Origin of the sequence: Thalassotalea sediminis (genome assembly GCF_030295915.1) — a bacterium.
GTDB lineage: Bacteria > Pseudomonadota > Gammaproteobacteria > Enterobacterales > Alteromonadaceae > Thalassotalea_C > Thalassotalea_C sediminis.
In genome coordinates this window covers 799,157-819,818 of sequence record NZ_AP027361.1, presented here as the reverse complement: position 1 = coordinate 819,818, position 20,662 = coordinate 799,157, and the positions used below count along the sequence as shown (strand labels likewise).

Genomic DNA, 20,662 nt, shown 5'->3' with positions numbered 1-20,662 from the left:
AACCCCTTTTAACTAAACCTATAGCATAGCTATTTGACTATTCTTAAGGTTATTTAAGTCTCTGCAAGTGCAATAAAGTCATCATCACCTTTTAAGCTTTCAAAATAGATTTCACCCATTAATTCTTCTCGTAAAGGCGCGGAAATATCGATAGCTCTTTTAATATCTTCTATTGCTTCATTCTTCTGATCTAATTTTGCCTTAGCACATGCTCGCTGCCAGTAAGCAAAAGCGTATTCACTATCTATATCTAACGCTTGATTAACCAGTGAAATAGCCCAAGAGTCATCATTCATATCAAGTAATATATCGGCTTTATAGGTTAAGGCTTCAACATCATTGGGACTAAGTTCTAATATTTGATCATAGATATTCAGCTTCTCTTGATCACTTTTTTCTAGACCTGCCCGCATCCAAAGCGAGTGCACTAAATTGCTATCGGATAATTCTTTTTGTGCACTTACAATTTGGTTTGAACGCTCTTTAATTGTATCTTCCAAGGCGTTGAGTCGTTTTTCATATTCTAACGTAAGCTTTTCAATTCTTTTTGTCGTGCTAGATTCCATATGCACTTTAATATCATTAATCGATTTCCACCCCAACAAAACTAAAATTGAAGCAGCAGCAGTAATAATATAAAAAATATTATTCGTTGTATCTGCGGTGTATCGTAAAGCGCGATCAGATGATTCTAATTTCGCATTTGCCACCTTATCAATAAGTTCAGCTTTTAACGCTTGTTGTTCTTGGCGCAACATTTTTAATTCATCAAGCATATACCGTTCAATAAAAGGGTTATACAAAGGTTTGTCTAACTCATTAATTTTTTTATCAATCGACTCCGCCTCTTGAGCAAACACAACACCAGATAATATAAAGCATGATATTAATAGATGAAAAATTATAGGTAATAAGCGCATTGGATTATATTAGCTCCGAACTAGTATGGTGAAAAACATCGTAACTGCTTTCAAAAACGGTCACGATAATGCCTAGCAAACGTATATGGTAACTAAATTTTCCCGATAAAACAGGGCATAAATCACCGTTCAAGAAACGAATTATCAATTTGTCTACATTAATACACTGCTTGGCAATAATTAAACGCGTATGAGCTAATGTATGATAACGAGATATGTAGAGAGATCAAAGGCTTTATCATTTCCCTCAACAATTACAGAGAAAAGCCCGTTAATCAAAGTACCAGCAATACATTAAAACAAAGTAATGTAAAACATATTTACGCATACATAACCGAGATAAACTAAGTTCACCACTACGCTAAACTAACAAAAAATGTATACTGTTTGTTTTAACTACAGCTTTAACAAGTAAATGTAAGAAGCCCTAAAGCGGCCTCTTAAGCAATACTTTAGTTATTCAAGATTACCAAGCCAGTTGTAGAGTCATAATCTACTGTTAACGAGGGCCTTTTCGTATAAGTAAATGTGCAGGCATTACCGCCATTATAAGTCGCTTCAAAATCACTGTTACTATTGCCAGCAACCAGAGCATCTTGAGAATCTAAGACCGCTCGCCAAACATCTAAGCAATCATTTTCACTGTTTAGCGTTAGGCTTACACCTCGAGTATCGGCAGGATATCCTGCACTATTAACGCTTAAGTCTCCACCAGCTATAGGATCTGAAATGGGGATGAAATCTTGCACGGCTTGATTATTACCTCGGATTAGCCAAGCAAGATGAACTTGTTCAACACCGCTTTTAAATGATGCAGCAATACTAGTAAATACCGCCTCGTCTGCATCTTCTGCCAAATCAACAAATTTAGGTGCAGCCGTAACTGCCAAGATACCTAAAATTACGATAACAACTACCAACTCAATAAGAGTAAACCCTTTATTATTATTTTTCACGTTAGATTCACTTCAATTAATTTTAACGCCAATACATTAATTGATAGACAAGCAGTCTGCAATAAAAGATTCTCATTACTTCTTGATTAACAAAGTAATGTTAAGATTTACAGGCAAAGCTCCCACTGCACAATCACCACCTACACAGGAGATGGTTTAGAGTTAACAATAAAAAAACCAGCGATAAATCGCTGGTTTTTGAAACGTATCAATTATCACGAATTAACGTTTAATGCATTTATTCCCACTCAATAGTGGCAGGTGGTTTGCCTGAAATATCATAAACGACACGTGATATCCCATCAATTTCATTGATAATACGGTTAGAAACTAACCCTAAGAAATCATAAGGTAAATGTGCCCAGTGTGCGGTCATAAAGTCAATCGTTTCAACTGCGCGTAAACTAACTACCCAGTCATACTTACGACCATCACCCATTACACCAACTGAACGTACAGGTAAGAACACAGTAAATGCCTGGCTCACTTTATTATACAAATCGTGTTTATGTAATTCTTCAATAAATATCGCATCAGCACGACGTAGTAGATCAGCATATTCTTTCTTTACTTCACCAAGAATGCGTACACCTAAACCTGGACCAGGGAACGGGTGGCGATAAAGCATGTCATACGGTAAACCTAACTCTAAACCAATTTTACGTACTTCATCTTTGAATAGCTCTCGTAATGGCTCGACTAATCCTAATTCCATATCTTCAGGTAAACCACCGACATTATGATGAGACTTAATCACATGCGCTTTACCTGTTTTTGATGCTGCAGATTCAATAACGTCTGGGTAAATGGTGCCTTGCGCTAACCATTTAGCATTGGCCAATTTACTTGCTTCTTCATCAAAAACTTCAACAAAAACGTTTCCAATAATTTTACGTTTAGCTTCTGGATCAGCTTCACCTTTTAATCGATTTAAAAATCGATCTTCAGCATTAATGTGTAAAATATTTAACCCGAAGTGATCGCCAAACATGTCCATCACTTGTTGTCCTTCGTTTAAACGAAGTAAACCATTATCAACAAATACACATGTTAACTTATCGCCAATAGCACGGTGTATTAACATGGCAACAACAGATGAATCAACACCACCAGATAAGCCAAGAACAACTTCATCATCACCTACTTGCTCTTTTATTTTTTCAATCGCATCTTCAATAATTGAGCTTGGTGTCCATAACTTCTCACAACCACAGATATCTAGAATAAAATGTTCTAAAATACGCATACCTTGTTTGGTATGGGTTACTTCTGGGTGGAATTGTACGCCGTAGAATTGCTTTTCTTCATTTGCCATCGCGGCATATTTACAACTCGGTGTTTGCGCAATAGTTTTAAAGCTTGGTGGAATTGCAGATACTTTGTCACCATGACTCATCCAAACATCTAAAAGCGCTTTACCATTGTTACCGATACGATCTTCAATATTTTTAAACAAATTAGATTCAGCAATAACTTCAACAGCGGCGTAACCAAACTCTTTGTGTTCGGAGCCTTGAACACCACCGCCTAATTGTTCTGCCATTGTTTGCATGCCATAGCAAATACCAAAAACGGGTACACCGGCATTAAATACATATTCAGGTGCTCGAGGTGAGTTCAGTTCAGTTACCGACTCTGGACCACCTGCTAAAATAATGCCGCTTGGGTTGAATTCTTTAATTTGCTCTTCAGTAACATCCCAAGCCCATAGCTCACAATAAACACCAATTTCACGAACACGACGAGCGATTAATTGTGTATATTGAGAACCAAAATCTAAAATTAGTACTCGAGAATCATGGATATCTTTGGTCATATCAAAACCTTTTATAAGTTTAAAAATAACAGGCTGATTCGAAAATCAGCCTGTAAAAATCTATTTAAGAATAATCATAGTCTAGAATATTAACGCCTTTAGCAAAGTCGTAACTAAACGTTTATTCAATTAGCCCATTCTATAGTTAGGCGCTTCCTTGGTAATAGCAACATCATGTACATGAGATTCCCCCATGCCCGCAGCCGTTATTTTCATAAATTGTGGTTTAGTGCGCATTTCTTCTATTGTAGCGGAGCCTGTTAAGCCCATTGAAGAACGTAAACCGCCCATTTGTTGATGGATAATTGCCGCCACTGGACCTTTATACGCAACACGACCTTCAATACCTTCTGGTACTAATTTATCAGCTTCACCGTCAGATTTTTGGAAGTAACGATCACTAGAGCCTTCTTTTTGAGACATAGCTCCTAAAGATCCCATTCCACGGTAAGATTTGTAATAACGGCCTTGATATAGCTCTACTTCGCCTGGCGACTCCTCTGTACCCGCGAACATGCTACCAACCATGACACAATGAGCTCCAGCTACTAATGCTTTTGCTATATCACCTGAAAAACGAATACCACCATCAGCAATAACCGGCACTCCTGTCCCTTTAATAGCATCTACGGCATTAGAGATTGCGGTAAGTTGCGGTACACCTACACCCGTTACAATGCGTGTAGTACAAATAGAGCCTGGACCAATGCCCACTTTAACAGCATCAACGCCTGCATCTACTAAAGCTTTAGCACCGTCGCCTGTTGCCACATTACCCGCAACGATTTGTAGATCAGGGTATTTAGCGCGTGTTGCTTTAACACGATCAAGCACTCCTTGCGAGTGGCCATGTGAAGTATCTATCAGTAATACATCCACTCCCGCGGCAACAAGTGCATCAATACGTTCATCTGTACCAGCACCAACACCGACTGCTGCGCCAACACGCAATCGCCCTAATTCATCTTTACAAGCATTCGGTTTGCTCTCTGCTTTTTGATAATCCTTTACCGTGATCAAGCCCGTTAATTTAAAGGCATCGTCTACCATTAATATTTTTTCAATACGATGCTCATGCATTAATCCTAGAATTTCTTCGCGCTTCGCTCCCTCTTTCACGGTGACGAGACGTTCCTTGCCAGTCATCAAAGCTGAAACAGGTTTTGATAAGTCTGTTTCAAATCGTAAATCACGGCCAGTAACGATACCCACAAGATTATTTGTATTATCAACAACAGGAAAGCCAGAAAATCCTAATTCATCAGCTAGCATCATGACAGATTCTATAGATGCTGTTGGGCTTACTGTCACGGGGTCAGTCACAATTCCACTTTCGTATTTTTTCACCATTGAAACATTTTTAGCTTGTTCTGCTATAGTCATGTTTTTATGAACAAAACCTAGCCCCCCTTCTTGAGCAAGCGTGATCGCTAAACGTGCTTCAGTTACCGTATCCATAGATGCCGATACCATAGGTACATTTAATTCAATTTTTCGTGTTAATTTGGTTTTCAATTCGGCCGTATGGGGCAGTACCTTTGAGTGGGCAGGTACAAGTAGAACATCATCAAAAGTTAGTGCTTCTTGAGCAATTCGTAGCATCGCAACATCTCTCTAATAAAAGTGGCTAGGGAGGAAATATTGCGGCAGAATTTTAACCGTTTTCCCCCTTGAGGTAAACTTAATTTTTACTATTTCCAATAAAAATTTATAATGGCAGCTATAAAAAATTCATAACATGATTTTGAGCCTTTATGAGCCAGCAATTTATTCTAAAAGTCAGCGAATTAACAAAGAAAGTAAAATACATACTCGAAAGTGAAATGAATACTGTTTGGCTAACCGGCGAAATATCTAACTTTATCGCTGCTAGTTCTGGTCATTGGTATTTAACGTTAAAAGACAGCAAAGCCCAAGTACGCTGTGCAATGTTTAAAAGCAACAATAGCAAAGTAAAAATTAAACCTGCTAATGGACAACAAGTGCTCGTTCGTGCTCGTGTTTCCTTATATGAACCTCGCGGTGACTTTCAACTTATTATTGATCAAATGGATGATGCAGGTGCGGGACTCTTACAACAGGAATATGACAAACTAAAAGCGAAACTAAGTGCAAAAGGATATTTCTCTCAACAACACAAACAAGCGTTACCTAGCACTATCAATACAATCGGCGTCGTAACATCCCCTACCGGAGCAGCTATCAAAGACATATTGTCAGTGCTACAACGAAGAAGCCCGCAAACAAACATCATTATTTATCCAGCATTAGTCCAAGGGCAGGAAGCGAAATTCGATATTGTTACAGCCATTACTGAAGCAAATAAACGTCAGGAATGTGATGTCCTAATTGTTGGTCGTGGTGGAGGCTCATTAGAAGATTTATGGCCATTTAATGAGGAACTTGTTGTTGATGCCATTTACCAAAGCACGATACCGATCATCAGTGCAGTTGGCCATGAAATTGATACCACTTTAGCGGATTATGTTGCAGATCTTCGCGCTGCGACGCCTTCTGCTGCTGCAGAACTCGCTTCTACAAACATATTGGACATTATCGATAAAACAAAACAATTAGAACTTAGGATGCTAAGACAGTTCACGAATAGCAGTGAAAAACACCACAGTTTATTGTCGAATTTGCAACATAGATTACGCCGCATGCATCCAGAACAATACATAATAACACAGCAACAGCGTGCAGATGATCTCATTGGTCGCCTTACCAATGCACAACAAAACAAGCTCAACATACTCGCAGTACCTCAGCAACTATTAACACAGCGTATACATAAAATACCGCTACATTTTGATTTAGCACATAAACAAGAAGCAACAAAGGCGTTACACCTTCGACTAATGGATGCAATAAAAAAGCAGCATGAAAACAAACAACAAGCATTTGTCAGCACGCTAGAACAGCTTCAGCTTGTTAGTCCGTTAGCAACCATTGCACGAGGTTACAGTGTGACAAGAAATGAATTGAGTATTGTAAAATCGATAACACAGGTCAATGAAAACGACACTATTAACATTCAAGTTGCAGATGGAAATATAAATGCCAAAGTATTAAATACATCAGGCCAATAAAACACTTAAACTTCTAAGGTAATAACGTGGTGTAACAGTTTAATGATATCGTCGCGGGTGTTATCGTCAAAACGCACACCTATAGAAACGCCATTGAGCACTGGCTTGATACTGCACATTTTTCCGGGCAGCTTAATATTACTAAGATCCAAAAAATCCTCAATAATGATCTCGATCGTTTTGTTAGACACCATATTGAGTTTTTCACCGTTCTCTATAAGCAATTGACATCCGGATAAAGACAAATCAGTTATCAACCCCTGCCAATAGTTGCTATCAACAAAAACCTTAGATTCAATTTCGGTGTCAATACGAATAGATCTACGTAAACTTTGCACACTCAAAGAACGGGGAAACTCAAGCACCATTAATTTTGAAGGAATTTGTAGTGTTTGTTTGACAGTACTAATAAATGCCGCAACAGAACCTTCGTGGCCTTCTATCAATCCTCTAACCGTTACCGATACCCCTTGGGTTAAAAATTGACTAAACGAACCGAGTTTACTTTGTTCCGGAAATTGCACAAGAACGTATTTTTTTGGTAGGTAACCAACAAAAATAGTACGAAACTTACCCTTTTGACCCGCAGGTGTGGCTATATCTATCGTTACCGACGACCCTGCCTGTAACAATCCTAAGTTCCGATTTAGACGTTCTACTGTTTCTATCTTCGTTGGCGACGATGGCATTTTAATTACGGTTAAATAAGTACTGTGATTAAAATTAGCTAAAAATACGTTGCAATGCAACGTATTAGCATTAAGAAACAATATTTAACCACATTAGGGTCTGTTGATCTTTTGAAATTAAATTTTGTTCGAACTAAACGCTTTTTGTTCAAGGCGTGAGCAATGTTGCATGGTTATTCCATGTAAATTGCGAACAACGATGAAGAAATAACGTTTAGCTGAACCCAAAGGGCAGCGTTTTTTGTCATTTATACGTCGTTATTACTTTTTCATGTGGAATAACCACATATTAATCGCAATGTCTTGTCTAAATACCAATAAACTGCTGCAAAAATAAACGCGAAAGTTCAACAGACCTTAATCTTCTGAACTTTTGTAACCTTGAGTTTTACGCGCAAGTTTCTTTTGTTCAGTAAATGATAGTTTTTTCTTACCCGCGAATGGGTTTGACGTTTCTCTAAACTCGATTTTTATTGGTGTCCCCATTATCTTTAATGACTTACGATAATAGTTCATTAAATAGCGCTTATAAGATTTAGGCAGATGTTTTGCTTGATTACCATGCACCACAATAATGGGTGGGTTATAACCACCGGCATGCGCATACTTAAGACGAATACGACGACCATTATGCATCGGCGGCTGATGATCAAAAACAGCCATGTCTAATATTTTAGTGACCATAGATGTTGAAACGCGTTTTGTTGCAGAAATAAAAGCTTCTTCAACCGACTCATATAAATGTCCAACACCAGTACCGTGTAACGCAGAAATAAAATGAATACGCGCAAAATCAATAAAGCCTAGTCGACGATCGAGTTCTTTATGAATGCGATCTTTAACGCTTTCGTCCAAGCCATCCCATTTGTTAACCGCAACAACTAAAGAACGCCCTGCTTCAAGTATAAAACCAAGTAAACTAAGGTCTTGGTCAGATATTCCTTCTTGTGCATCAATTATCAACAAACAAACATTCGCATCTTCAATCGCACGAAGTGTTTTAATCACGGAGTACTTTTCAACCACGTCAGTCACATTTTTTCGACGTCGTATTCCCGCAGTATCGATTAACGTGTATTCACGGCCATTGCGCTCCATCGGAATATAAACACTATCACGTGTTGTTCCTGGCATGTCGTAAACTACAACCCGCTCTTCACCTAAAATACGATTTGTCAGCGTAGATTTACCAACATTAGGTTTACCGATGATCGCCAACTTTATTGCGTCAGTTTCTTCAGGGGCTTGGGCTATTAATGCCTCTTCAGATAACGCCTCATCAGTTTCGTCATGGTCGAGGTCACTACCTATTGTTTCTATATGCGGTGCTAAAGCTAAAGTTAATAACTGCGTTACACCACGCCCATGTGCCGCAGCAATTTGATGCACGTCACCTAAGGCTAACTGATAAAATTCAGCGACTGCAGAGTCTGCATCGATACCATCAATCTTATTTGCAACTAAAAAAACTTTTTTATTTTGTTTACGCAGATAATCAGCTAAACCTTGATCAGCAGAAGTTAATCCCGCTCGTGCATCTACCATAAATAGCACCGCATCAGCTTCTTCTACAGCCATCAATGATTGTTCAGCCATTAAGGCATCTATACCCTCTTCATCGCCATGAATACCGCCGGTATCAATAACAATAAACGCATGGTCGTCAACATGTGCCTGACCATATTGCCTGTCACGCGTTAAACCAGGATAGTCTGCAACAAGTGCATCACGACTGCGCGTAAGCCGATTAAACAAGGTTGATTTTCCAACATTTGGACGCCCTACAAGCGCAACAACAGGAAGCATGATTACCTCAAAATTATCTATTTAATAAACAACAGCGGCCCTGCACGTTATGCAGAGCCGCTTTAATATTAGCACTTAATCGCTAAACTAAGGCGTTTTAATCGCCTGCAAATCACCATCTCTAGACTGAACATAAAGCATGTTGCCATCTGTTGTAGGCGTCGCATATATACCACTACCATCAACATGATGACGAGCGACAATATCACCTGTATCTTTATCTAACCAATGTAAGTATCCTTCAAAATCGCCAACAACAATGTATTTGTCGATTTCAGCAGGCCCTGTCACATTACGATTAGTTAACGAAAGCTGACTCCACTTTTCTGTACCATTAATACGGTCAATGGCATATACATGACCTTTAACGTCGGTAAGGTATATTGTGTTACCACTGATAGTAAGTTTACGATATGAAGAGTACTGACGTTTCCATAAAACACGACCGCTTCTCAAATCAACTGCTGCTAAGTTACCACGAGAAGCAATTGTATAAGCCTTGTCACCATAGATGATTGGTGTGGAATCAATATCAACGACACGCTCTAATTCTGTTGAGCCTGTTGCTTCGCCGATTTCTGACGTCCAACCTTGTTGACCATTTTCAATAATATAAACAGTCAAACTTCCATTAGGTGATCCAATAATTGCACCGCCGGCAGCAACAGCTGGAGAACTTGTCCCCCGAAGTGTTAATGGTGGTACATCTTGCTCAATACTCCACATATCTTCGCCAGTAGAAGCATTAAATGCTTTAACAATACCTGCAGCCGTATTAACAACCAATACACCGGCATCAAAGCCTGGGGCAGCTAATACTTCACCTTTTACTTTACTTTGCCAGCTTAGTTCACCCGTTTCCGCATCCAGTGCATAAACATCACCATTCTCGCTACCAATAAACACTTTATTAATAGCTGCCGTTGGACCACCATTTAAATAGGCTGTTGGTTTACTAGAGAAAAAACCGCCATCCCCTTTCTCACGAAGGTCAGTACGCCATAATTCTTTACCGGTTGCAGGATCTAACGCATAAACTTCACCTTCACGGCTCGCATTATATAGCTTCTCATAAGCAATAAAGGGCTTAATGCGTGAAAAGTATTTATCTACACCGCTAATACTGTCTTCCCAAACTACATTAACTTCAAATTTTTCAGTGATTTCTGTTAACTCTACCGGTTCATTCGGATCAATCTCATCTTCGGTAGAAGAACATGCCATAAGACCTGTTAATAAACAGCTAAGTAGCAATGTTTTATGTGGTAATACGTTTGTTATTTTTAGCACCAATGGCTCCGTTTTTATCGCACGTTTCTTGATAGAGGATTATTTTGTAAGAACAATAGGTTCTGCAAGGTTATCATACTTCATTTGTAACACTGGCGTTGTACCCGCAGCACTCGCATCTAACGCCGCTTGATAAGCGGTTCTTGCGTTATCTTTATCGCCATTGAGTAAGTATGCATCACCTTTAATTTCTTCTAATTCAGCAGTAAAAGCCGCCGGAAATTCACCACTCAAGGTATTTAGCGCTAATTCTATTTGCTTAGTCTCAATTTGCACTCGAGCTAAACGTAGTTTTGCTAACGACTTAATTCCTTTATCAGTCGTATTTTCAATCGCTTGATTTAAATACGTTTCAACTTGCGCCCAATCTTTGTGCTCAGCTGAATCTTTAGCTAATGCAAGTGCCGTTAAGCTCGCATAATTGGTACCTGCATTATTTTTGATAAAAGCTTGACCACGTGATTGAAACGCTTCATCACCGTCTTCAACGAGTGCAATGACTTTTTGGAAATTTTCAGAAACTGCAAGTTCTTGATTTAATTTGCTATCTTTGTAATAACCGAAGCCGATAAAACCAGCAAAACCGAGCACTAAACCTGCAATAATAGCATTACCGTATTCATTCCAAATTTTCTTAAGTTGTTCAACTTGTTGTTCTTCTGTTTGATTTATATCCACAACGATTCCTTTAAAATAAGCTTTTTAATAACGCTGGCACTTGTTCAAATGCCATTTGTTGTTGTTCTTGTTGGCCACGCAAATATTTTACGGTGACTTGCTGCTGTGCAAGTTCATCTTCACCCAATATTAGCGCAACTTGCGCGCCAGATTTATCTGCACGCTTTATTTGTTTCTTCATGTTACCACCACCACAATGCGTTTGAATTCGCGTATGTGGAACCGCATCTCGCCACTGTTCAGCAAGACTAGATGCTTTTATGTCGACGCCATCACCTAAACTGATAACATATGCATCGACCTGTGGTCTAACATTGTTCACTTTGTCTAAGCTAGTTAGCATTAACACTAAACGTTCAATACCTAATGCAAAACCAAAGCCTGGTGTAGCTTTTCCGCCTAGTTGTTCAACTAAACCATCATAACGACCACCTGCACAAACGGTACCTTGCGCTCCTAGACTTTCTGTTGTCCATTCAAAAACCGTTCGATTGTAGTAATCTAAACCACGAACTAACTTGTCATTCAGCACATAACTTATACCTGCTGCGTCTAAGCGTTCGCATACACCAGCAAAATGCGCTTTAGATTCCTCACCAAAATAATCTACTAATTTAGGCGCTCCCACTAAGGCTTTTTGTACCTCAGGGTTTTTACTGTCTAGCACACGTAATGGATTCGTATGCATACGACGTTTTGAATCGTCGTCAAGCATATCTTCTTTCTTCGTTAAGAATTCGACCAAAGCATCACGATAAGCGGCACGTTCTTCATTCGAACCTAATGAATTCAACTCTAGTGTGACAAACTCATTGATGCCAAGTTCCTTCCAAAGTCGATAAGTTAGCGAAATAACTTCTGCGTCGATGTCAGGTGTTGCGATACCAAAGGCTTCAAGACCAAATTGATGGAACTGACGATAGCGGCCTTTTTGTGGACGTTCATGACGAAACATTGGGCCCATATACCATAATCTTTGCTCTTGATTATATAAAAGGCCATGTTGGTTTCCTGCTCTTACGCAACAAGCTGTGCCTTCTGGTCGCAGTGTTAGGCTATCACCGTTGCGATCATCAAAGGTGTACATTTCTTTTTCGACGATATCGGTAACTTCACCAATAGAACGTTTAAAAAGCGCGGTTGACTCCACAATAGGCATGCGGATTTCAGCAAAGCCATAATTACTAGCCACACGACGTAATACTGACTCAACCATTTGCCAAATATTGGTTTCTGAAGGAAGGCAGTCGTTCATCCCACGAACAGCCTGAATTGTTTTACTCACCTAGAAGGCTCTCTTTTGCTTATAGAAATGTAAAAATGCAGCGCGCATTATAGGCAGTTTAGCGATAAACGTAAACTGCTGTACCTATTTGTCGATTTCTTTAATGTCAATTTTATTTGCTTGATCCATCAACTTAGCTTTCGCACGAATTCGTTGTTCTAATTGATCAACCAAATTATCATTATCAAAACGCTCTTTTTGGCGTATACCGTCTAAGTAATAGCCACTTTTTTTACTGCTACCTGTTAGGCCTAAATCGGAAACTGTTGCCTCACCTGGTCCATTTACGATACAACCAATAATTGAAACATCCATTGGCGTCATAATATCTTCTACACGCTGTTCGAGTTCATTTACCGTACTAATTACATCAAATTCTTGTCTTGAACAGCTTGGGCAAGCAATAAAGTTAATGCCTCGGCTACGAAGCTTTAACGACTTTAAAATATCAAAACCAACTTTAACCTCTTCAACAGGATCAGCCGCAAGCGAAACACGTAATGTGTCACCAATACCTTCAGACAGCAACAAACCCAAGCCAACAGAAGATTTCACTGCACCAGAACGTAAACCTCCGGCTTCAGTAATACCAAGATGTAAAGGGTTATCAATTTGCTTAGCTAAAAGTCGATAAGAACCAACCGCTAAAAATACATCAGAAGCCTTAACACTTACTTTAAAATCATGAAAGTTTAAGCGATCGAGAATATCAACATGCCGCATTGCCGATTCCAACAATGCTTCTGCGGTAGGCTCTGTATATTTTTCTTGAATGTCTTTTTCCAACGAGCCACCATTGACGCCGATTCGGATTGGGATCCCTTTATCACGCGCAGATTCAACAACCGCACGTACGCGATCTTCACGGCCTATGTTGCCGGGGTTAATACGCAAGCAATCTGCACCATATTCTGCAACTTTTAAAGCGATACGATAATCAAAATGAATATCCGTGACTAATGGCACAGAAACCTGCTTTTTAATTTCTTTGAAAGCTTCAGCAGCATCCATTGTTGGCACACTGACACGAACAATATCTGCCCCAACGGCTTCAAGTGCTTTAATTTGTTTAACCGTAGCTGAAACATCAGTGGTTAATGTGTTGGTCATGGATTGAACAGCGATGGGAGCATTCCCTCCCACAGGGACATTGCCAACCATAATTTGACGTGACTTTCGACGTATAATTGGAGATTCTTTAAACATAATAGATTCGTTTACTCTGCTTGATCTTCTGCATCGAGTGGCAAGGTGAACTTGGCAATATTGCCACGTGAAAATTGCGACATATCAATATTGTCCCCCTGAAAAGAAATAGCTACAAGTTCAGGTTTACCCAGTGTTACTTTAAACGGCGCTTGACCCGAAATATTCATTACATAGCCTGTTTTTTTTATACCCCATGCTACGCGTTCACCTGTTGCGTCATAAATATTAACCCAGCAATCTCCAGAAAAAGTAAACTGAGCAGATGTTAGTACCACATCAACAGTGTCCTCAATTAACGCTTTATCAGGCTCGTTACTTGTTACTACAGATGTTATCGCTTCAGCCTTACCCTCTGTCTGCTCTGATGCATTAGGTGCTACACTTTCTTGGTTGGCATTAACATCTTTGTTATTTACATGCGCCGTCGTCTTTTTGAGCGTCTCTGCTAGTGGTGCAATGTTATCATTGTTTTCTTGATTACCAGTTACACTATCAGAGCTGTTCAAAGGTAACGATTGTTCCGTTACCGGTGTTTTCTCGGTGTTACTATCATTTTTCGAAACGGAAGACTCGTCTAAAACCGTTGTTTTTTGACTCTGCTTCGCATCTTGTACCCACCATACAATACTTGATCCTACTAAGGCGGCTAATATAATGTAGGTTAGCCACATGAGACGACTATTTTCAGCTTGCTTTTCAGTTTCCTTAGAAAAGCTTTGCATTTGCGCACTCTGTTTTACAACCACATTTAAGGCTTCATAACTTGCCAATACATCTGTTACGGAAACATCGACAAGCTTAGCATAGCTTTTTAAGTAGCCTCGGTTAAAAGTAGGTGGTAAAGAGCCGTCATAAATATCCTGTTCAAGATTACTTACCAAGACGGTACGAAAGTTTAATCGTTCCGCAACATCGTGTTGACTCAAACCCATTTTTTCACGGGCTTGTGCAAGCATTTGGCCAGGGCCTATCTTTGAATGTTCTTCAGTGATTTCTTCCACTTTTTCGTGTTGTGTCATGTTCGTCATTGTTAATTGTTACTTCTTAGGAGCGGCGACCATAATTACATCACCTATTTTTATAGGTTGATTTCGAGAAATATTATTCCAACGTTCTATCGCTTTCATATGGACATTGTACAGCATAGAGATGGAAAATAATGTATCGCCTTTTGCTACCGTATGCGTTAAAACTTCACTCGCTTGTTTGGTATTACTGTCTATTTGCTGCGTCACTTTACTTGCTGAGTTTTGCGTTGGAGCATTACCATTCTTTGTATTCTCAGGCGCTGATGTAGCGGTATTCGTATTCAAATTACTTGCAGTATTCAATGTAGTTTTCTTATTGGCTGTTGTCGTTTTAGGCGACAACTTGACGAAACGCTTTTTCTTTTTTGTAACTACCTGAGTTTGCTGAGTCGCTGCATATCTTTTGGCTAAAACATCGGCCTCTATACTGGCTAAATCATTCAAAAGAAATGCTCTTGCTTGAAAAGAATTAGGGAACATTTTTACCAGCATACTTGCGTAATTTTTGGCGACCTTCGTCTTACCTTGCTTACTATATATTTTATAAGCTAATGCTAACGCTTCTGGTAAAAACCTGCGTGTTGCTTTCTCATATCGCTTTAAATACTGCTGCGCTGAAACATAGTTTTTCTTTGCATATTGTAAACGCATCATGTGTAGAATTGCTGTCGCATTACTTGGACTATGTTGAATAGACTTGCTTAAGTAGTGCTCTGCTTTATCAAATGCGTCAGCATCCAATTGACATAATGCTAAGTTTTCATAACTTTGTGCCACTAGCAAATAACTAGGTACCGCAATAGCCTTTAACATCTGCTTCTCGGCAAGCTCGTATTTTTCTTGCTTACAAAGAAAAACACCATAATTATTCAGCGTATCAGGATCATCCCCCTTGATAGATAACGCTTTTTCATAGGCTTGCGTCGCTAATTCTGGTTCACCGACCGTATCATAATAATGAGCAAAGGCAGTATGAACTTGTACTAAATGAGGAGCCGAACGCTTTGCTTTTTCTAGATTTAACTTAGCCTGCGTTGTATTCCCCATTTTCAAATAACCCAAGCCCAACGAAATACGCGTCATGGCGATTTCATTGTTTGAAGATTCGTTTTGCACAACTGGCGTGTGATTATCGTTTTCGTAGGTTTGCGTGACACAGCCCGCCAAACCTAAGCAACACAATAATAGGGTTACCTTATTCAGAAACTTATCCATGGATACCGACACAAGTGTTATTAATTTCAGACTATTTTTACTGAAATTTGTTCAGCTTTCACCTGTTTTTTTTCTTCTGCTTGTTCAGTATTGGTTGCAGTGCGCTTCGTACGGTCTAAAACATCGCCTGCGAGCTGACCACATGCAGCATCAATATCATCACCACGTGTTCGACGGGTAATTACCGTATAGCCATAGGTTTGTAGTACTTTATCGAACCTATCAATACGAGAATTACTTGATCTTTTGTAAGGTGAACCTGGATATGGATTAAATGGGATCAGGTTAATTTTGCTTGGTGTATCTTTTAACGCATGTGCAAGTTCATGTGCATGCTCAGTAGTATCATTCACTTCTTGAATCATAACGTACTCTACTGTAACCGCTTTTTGTGCTTTAGAACCTTCTATATATTGACGAGAAGCAGCAAGAAACTCCTGTAATGGATATTTCTTGTTTATTGGCACAAGTTCATTACGTAAAGCGTCATTTGGCGCGTGTATAGAGATAGCTAAAGCACAATCAATTTTTTCTTTTAACATCGCAAGTGCTGGAACTACACCAGAAGTACTAACGGTGACACGACGCTTTGACAATCCATAAGCAAGATCGTTAAGCATATTGTCTAAAGCAGGTATTAAGTTTTTCATATTTAATAACGGCTCACCCATGCCCATCATTACGATGTTAGTGATTGGTCGCTTACCCGCAATGCGTGTTGCACCAATATCATTTGCTACACGCCACACTTGGCCAATTATTTCAGAGACAGAAAGGTTTCGATTAAATCCTTGTTGAGCTGTAGAACAAAAACTACATTCTAAGGCACAACCTACTTGAGAAGATACACACAAAGTGGCGCGATTATTTTCAGGGATCCAAACGGTTTCAACTTCCTGACCACCTTCAAGTTTTAATGCATACTTTATCGTACCATCATTCGATACTTGCTTTTGTGATATCTCAGGCGCATGTATTTCACAGTTTCTGGCAAGTTTTTCACGTAACTTCTTATTCAAATTGGTCATTTGCTCGAAGTCATCATAACCAAAATGGTACATCCATTTCATTACTTGATCAGCGCGGAATGGCTTTTCACCAATTGAAGCAAAATAGTCACGCAACCCTTGATGGTCAAAGTTTAATAAATTAACTTTCTTCATGTTTGGGCTAACACTGGTTGCGGATTCATTCATGCTGAAAAACTCTCAATACTACAATATTCAAAGGGGCGAAATTGTACACTTTTTCATCAAAAGTAACAATTAAGATAACTAGGGTAAGTTGTTTGTCATCGAAACCAAAATCAACTTATCGTAACCATCTAACAAAACAAAAGGATTTTACCGCTAAACGATAAAACCCTTTATTTGATTAATTCTTTTATTAATCAAAGTCATTAGTACTAATATTTATGAAAAACTCAGCTAATTGACTTAACTGCGTATTATCGACCAAAACAGGAGACCAATAACTTCAACTTACAAAGAATTAACGAGTGCGTGGGCAAATCTCTTCATCAGAGAAGAAGTAAGCAATTTCACGCGCAGCAGATTCAACAGCATCAGAACCGTGTACTGCATTCTCATCAATCGAGTTAGCATAGTCAGCACGTAATGTACCTGCTAAGGCTTCAGCTGGGTTAGTAGCACCCATAATTTCACGGTTTTTAAGTACAGCACCTTCGCCTTCAAGTACTTGAACCATTACAGGACCAGAAGTCATAAATTCAACTAAAGCACCAAAGAAAGGACGTTCGCTATGCTCAGCATAGAAACCTTCAGCTTGTTCTTTAGAAAGGTGAACCATTTTAGATGCGATGATCGTTAAACCAGCAGTTTCAAAGCGATTGTAGATCTGACCAATAACATTTTTTGCTACTGCATCAGGTTTTACGATAGAAAAAGTACGTTCGATAGCCATGATAAGCCCTCAATTTTGTAAGTTTAATAAACTAGATTATAAATTTTGGCGCGATTATAGACGAATTGTTGGCAAATGCCTACCTAGGAATAAAGATTGTTATTCCTGATGTGTAAAATTTTAAACAACCCCTTATCAATAAAGGGGTTGTTTATACAAACATTGTCTAATGTACAAGGTTATTTATATGCTGCAGCGACGGTACTGACGGTATTCAGGGTGCCAAAAGTTACGTTGTATTTTGGCAAGTAATGCTTCATCGTCAATACGAAGTGCAAGGTCTTGGTCAAAGGCGACTTGAGCTACTGCAAAGGCAATTTCTTTACTTAAATTTGCAATTTCAGTCAATGGAGGCAATAACTCTCCTTTACCTTCATTTGCTAATGGTGAAGCTTTTGCCAATGTTTCACTCGCCACCATTAACATTTCATCAGTAATACGATTAATATTCGCGGCGACAACTGCTAAACCTAAACCTGGGAAAATATAACTATTGTTACACTGTGCAATAGGATAAATTTCACCTTTATGTTCGACAGGTTCAAAAGGACTACCTGTCGCTACAATGGCTTTTCCCTCCGTCCAATTAATTACTTGTTCAGGCGTTGCTTCAACTTGTCTCACTGGATTACTTAACGGGAAAATAATAGGTTTGTCATTGTTGCTGGCCATCATCTTAATAACATCTTCAGTGAAGAGCCCGGCTACACCGGAAACACCAATGAGAATGTCAGGTTTTGCTTGTGTTACTGTTTCCAATAATGTCGCATACTCACCTTCAATCTGCCACGCAGCAATTGCTGCCCGTTTTTGACCAAGTTTTTCTTGAAAGTCTCTTAACCCTTCCATACCTTCAGTAACTAAGCCATAACGGTCAATCATAAATACTTGACTGCGCGCTTGCTCCGGATCAAGGCCTTCACTAATCATCTGCGCAATAATTTGTTCAGCAATACCGCAACCAGCAGAGCCAGCACCAACAAAAACAACCTTTTGCTGTGATAACTGCCCGCCCTTAATGCGACATGCTGATAGCAATGTACCGACAGTAACCGATGCAGTTCCTTGAATATCATCATTGAAGCAACAAATTTGATCTTTATATCGATTTAATAATGGCATTGCGTTCGGTTGTGCAAAGTCTTCAAACTGTAGCATCACATGTGGCCACCTGCGCTTAACCGCTTGAACAAACATATCGACAAATTCGTCATAGGCTTCTTGACTAATACGTGGGTGACGTGAGCCCATATACATAGGATCATTTAGTAATTTTTCATTGTTTGTACCAACATCTAACATCACAGGTAAGCAATACGCTGGGCTAATGCCGCCACAAGCGGTATAAAGTGATAGTTTGCCGATAGGGATCCCCATACCACCAATACCTTGGTCGCCTAAGCCAAGAATACGTTCTCCGTCAGTTACCACTATCACTTTTACTTTATTTTTAGTCGCGTTACGCAAAATATCATCGATATCATGACGATCTTCGTAAGAAATAAATAAGCCACGATTACTGCGATAGATATCAGAAAACCTTTCACAAGCGTCGCCCACGGTTGGGGTATAGATAATCGGCATCATTTCTGTCAAATGCGCTTGTACGAGTTTAAAAAATAAGGTTTCATTTTTGTCGTGAATCGCACGTAAATAAATATGCTTGTTTAAATTAGTACGGAAACTACTGTACTGCATGTAACAACGCTCAACTTGCTCATCAATAGTTTCATAGGCAGGAGGTAGTAAGCCCGCTAAATTAAACTGTTTACGTTCTTCGCGTGAAAATGCGGAACCTTTGTTAAGTAAAGGTGTTTCTAATAGATTAGGACCCGAATATGGAATGTATAAAGGACGTTGTTTATTTGTCGTCATAAGTATAATTTTATTTGCGCCAGTTGGTTGAGCTAAACACTTGTGATATCAGCGTTAGTTTATTGGACTAGATTATAGACGAACTCCCCCTGACAACAAAGCGGAACACTTGGTAAATCTATAAAAATAGAGAAAAAAGCGTTTAAAAACCTAATACATTCAATTAATCGATTTCTGCCATCCACGCTAATTGAATTGCTTCTAACACTCTTTCACCGCAATGTTCAGGATCATCATCAAAATTATCAAGTGCCAGTACCCACTTTCGCAATTCAGTAAAGTGCAGTTTATAAGGATCCACATCTGGATGTTCTTCAATAAGATCTAACGCAATTTCAAGTGAGTCAACCCAACGTAGTCCCATATTCACCCCTTTTGACTATATGCCTTAAAAAATTAAATGAAACCAAAATGCATCGGCAAGCAACATAACGACCAACCATATGATGATAAGACGAGCACGCCGACAAAATTGACAATCAGTGTGCCACCATTTAGCCATTTTTTTCGACAAATTCTTTAACATAATTATTACGGTTAATTTGAGTATAGGGTAATATAGAGAAAACGAAATAATCCTGTGTTCTTCTATGGCCAATATTACCTTTTCTCAAGACGTTAAACAGCAAATTATTAATAAATTACAACGATATTTTGAACAGGAGCTTTGTTTTGAGCTTGAACAGTTTGACGCCGATTTCCTGCTTGATTTCATCGGTGATAATTTAGGAAGCTACTTTTATAATCAGGGTATTTACGATGCTCAACAAATCATAACGAACAAAGTAGATCACATCAGTGAAGCCATCTATGAATTAGAAAAGCCAGTAGATACCAAGCGTTAACCTTCATTGTTGATGGATAGTTTAGTTACTGCCAGCAA

18 protein-coding genes are annotated in these 20,662 nt (G+C 39.1%); 2 read left to right on the top strand and 16 right to left on the bottom strand.

Translation table 11 applies throughout. The features are described from left to right. Positions 1–53 precede the first annotated feature (53 nt). The 4 genes from QUE09_RS03695 to guaB all read right to left on the bottom strand — a co-directional run bounded on the left by QUE09_RS03695 (position 54) and on the right by guaB (position 5,294). Positions 54–920: a tetratricopeptide repeat protein gene (locus QUE09_RS03695; RefSeq protein WP_286234862.1), complete on the bottom strand. Its 867-nt coding sequence runs from the start codon at positions 918–920 to the stop codon at positions 54–56. Between the two features lie 452 nt (positions 921–1,372). Next, entirely contained in the window at positions 1,373–1,876 is a 504-nt protein-coding gene (locus QUE09_RS03690) for a type II secretion system protein (RefSeq protein ID WP_286234861.1), read from the bottom strand. Positions 1,877–2,114: 238 nt separating this feature from the next. Continuing rightward, positions 2,115–3,692: a glutamine-hydrolyzing GMP synthase gene (gene guaA / locus QUE09_RS03685; protein ID WP_286234860.1), complete on the bottom strand. Its 1,578-nt coding sequence runs from the start codon at positions 3,690–3,692 to the stop codon at positions 2,115–2,117. A 129-nt stretch (positions 3,693–3,821) separates the two neighbouring features. Next, entirely contained in the window at positions 3,822–5,294 is a 1,473-nt protein-coding gene (gene guaB / locus QUE09_RS03680) for an IMP dehydrogenase (RefSeq protein WP_286234859.1), read from the bottom strand. Between the two features lie 152 nt (positions 5,295–5,446). On the opposite strand from guaB, the gene xseA reads away from it, so the two are divergent. Next, positions 5,447–6,781 (top strand): exodeoxyribonuclease VII large subunit, encoded by a 1,335-nt coding sequence (gene xseA / locus QUE09_RS03675; protein ID WP_286234858.1) that lies wholly within the window; start codon positions 5,447–5,449, stop codon positions 6,779–6,781. A gap of 5 nt (positions 6,782–6,786) precedes the next feature. Here the strand turns inward: xseA and QUE09_RS03670 are convergent, their stop codons facing one another. The 12 genes from QUE09_RS03670 to iscX all read right to left on the bottom strand — a co-directional run bounded on the left by QUE09_RS03670 (position 6,787) and on the right by iscX (position 20,143). Further along, a complete protein-coding gene (locus QUE09_RS03670) occupies positions 6,787–7,470 on the bottom strand; it encodes a PilZ domain-containing protein (RefSeq protein WP_286234857.1) in 684 nt (227 codons plus the stop codon). 357 nt (positions 7,471–7,827) lie between these two features. Next, positions 7,828–9,276: a ribosome biogenesis GTPase Der gene (gene der, locus QUE09_RS03665; RefSeq protein WP_286234856.1), complete on the bottom strand. Its 1,449-nt coding sequence runs from the start codon at positions 9,274–9,276 to the stop codon at positions 7,828–7,830. Between the two features lie 87 nt (positions 9,277–9,363). After that, entirely contained in the window at positions 9,364–10,566 is a 1,203-nt protein-coding gene (bamB, locus tag QUE09_RS03660; protein ID WP_286234854.1) for an outer membrane protein assembly factor BamB, read from the bottom strand. A 39-nt stretch (positions 10,567–10,605) separates the two neighbouring features. After that, on the bottom strand, positions 10,606–11,244 hold the full coding sequence (locus tag QUE09_RS03655) for a YfgM family protein (protein ID WP_286234853.1): 639 nt from the start codon (positions 11,242–11,244) through the stop codon (positions 10,606–10,608). Positions 11,245–11,254: 10 nt separating this feature from the next. Beyond that, the gene (hisS, locus tag QUE09_RS03650; RefSeq protein WP_286234852.1) at positions 11,255–12,529 is read right to left on the bottom strand and encodes a histidine--tRNA ligase; all 1,275 of its coding nucleotides are present in this window, start codon (positions 12,527–12,529) and stop codon (positions 11,255–11,257) included. Positions 12,530–12,613: 84 nt separating this feature from the next. Further along, entirely contained in the window at positions 12,614–13,735 is a 1,122-nt protein-coding gene (gene ispG, locus QUE09_RS03645; RefSeq protein ID WP_286234851.1) for a flavodoxin-dependent (E)-4-hydroxy-3-methylbut-2-enyl-diphosphate synthase, read from the bottom strand. An 11-nt stretch (positions 13,736–13,746) separates the two neighbouring features. Continuing rightward, the gene (locus QUE09_RS03640) at positions 13,747–14,766 is read right to left on the bottom strand and encodes a RodZ domain-containing protein (RefSeq protein ID WP_286234850.1); all 1,020 of its coding nucleotides are present in this window, start codon (positions 14,764–14,766) and stop codon (positions 13,747–13,749) included. Between the two features lie 9 nt (positions 14,767–14,775). After that, complete coding sequence (gene pilW, locus QUE09_RS03635; protein WP_286234849.1) at positions 14,776–15,981, bottom strand: type IV pilus biogenesis/stability protein PilW; 1,206 nt, start codon at positions 15,979–15,981, stop codon at positions 14,776–14,778. 26 nt (positions 15,982–16,007) lie between these two features. Next, positions 16,008–17,177 (bottom strand): dual-specificity RNA methyltransferase RlmN, encoded by a 1,170-nt coding sequence (rlmN, locus tag QUE09_RS03630; RefSeq protein ID WP_286234848.1) that lies wholly within the window; start codon positions 17,175–17,177, stop codon positions 16,008–16,010. A gap of 295 nt (positions 17,178–17,472) precedes the next feature. Continuing rightward, complete coding sequence (gene ndk / locus QUE09_RS03625) at positions 17,473–17,904, bottom strand: nucleoside-diphosphate kinase (RefSeq protein WP_286234847.1); 432 nt, start codon at positions 17,902–17,904, stop codon at positions 17,473–17,475. Between the two features lie 183 nt (positions 17,905–18,087). Further along, on the bottom strand, positions 18,088–19,779 hold the full coding sequence (locus QUE09_RS03620) for an NAD-dependent malic enzyme (RefSeq protein WP_286234846.1): 1,692 nt from the start codon (positions 19,777–19,779) through the stop codon (positions 18,088–18,090). Positions 19,780–19,942: 163 nt separating this feature from the next. Then, positions 19,943–20,143: a Fe-S cluster assembly protein IscX gene (gene iscX, locus QUE09_RS03615; protein ID WP_286234845.1), complete on the bottom strand. Its 201-nt coding sequence runs from the start codon at positions 20,141–20,143 to the stop codon at positions 19,943–19,945. A gap of 226 nt (positions 20,144–20,369) precedes the next feature. On the opposite strand from iscX, the gene QUE09_RS03610 reads away from it, so the two are divergent. After that, positions 20,370–20,624, top strand: a complete 255-nt coding sequence (locus tag QUE09_RS03610; protein ID WP_286234843.1) for a DUF2164 domain-containing protein — start codon at positions 20,370–20,372, stop codon at positions 20,622–20,624. Positions 20,625–20,662: the final 38 nt, after the last annotated feature.

Coding starts and splice junctions, on each gene's coding strand:
- guaA (WP_286234860.1), bottom strand. CDS start 3,692: ATGACCAAAGATATCCATGATTCTCGAGTACTAATTTTAGATTTTGGT.
- der (WP_286234856.1), bottom strand. CDS start 9,276: ATGCTTCCTGTTGTTGCGCTTGTAGGGCGTCCAAATGTTGGAAAATCA.
- QUE09_RS03670 (WP_286234857.1), bottom strand. CDS start 7,470: ATGCCATCGTCGCCAACGAAGATAGAAACAGTAGAACGTCTAAATCGG.
- pilW (WP_286234849.1), bottom strand. CDS start 15,981: ATGGATAAGTTTCTGAATAAGGTAACCCTATTATTGTGTTGCTTAGGT.
- ispG (WP_286234851.1), bottom strand. CDS start 13,735: ATGTTTAAAGAATCTCCAATTATACGTCGAAAGTCACGTCAAATTATG.
- QUE09_RS03620 (WP_286234846.1), bottom strand. CDS start 19,779: ATGACGACAAATAAACAACGTCCTTTATACATTCCATATTCGGGTCCT.
- QUE09_RS03640 (WP_286234850.1), bottom strand. CDS start 14,766: ATGACGAACATGACACAACACGAAAAAGTGGAAGAAATCACTGAAGAA.
- QUE09_RS03610 (WP_286234843.1), top strand. CDS start 20,370: ATGGCCAATATTACCTTTTCTCAAGACGTTAAACAGCAAATTATTAAT.
- xseA (WP_286234858.1), top strand. CDS start 5,447: ATGAGCCAGCAATTTATTCTAAAAGTCAGCGAATTAACAAAGAAAGTA.
- guaB (WP_286234859.1), bottom strand. CDS start 5,294: ATGCTACGAATTGCTCAAGAAGCACTAACTTTTGATGATGTTCTACTT.
- rlmN (WP_286234848.1), bottom strand. CDS start 17,177: ATGAATGAATCCGCAACCAGTGTTAGCCCAAACATGAAGAAAGTTAAT.
- iscX (WP_286234845.1), bottom strand. CDS start 20,143: ATGGGACTACGTTGGGTTGACTCACTTGAAATTGCGTTAGATCTTATT.
- ndk (WP_286234847.1), bottom strand. CDS start 17,904: ATGGCTATCGAACGTACTTTTTCTATCGTAAAACCTGATGCAGTAGCA.
- QUE09_RS03695 (WP_286234862.1), bottom strand. CDS start 920: ATGCGCTTATTACCTATAATTTTTCATCTATTAATATCATGCTTTATA.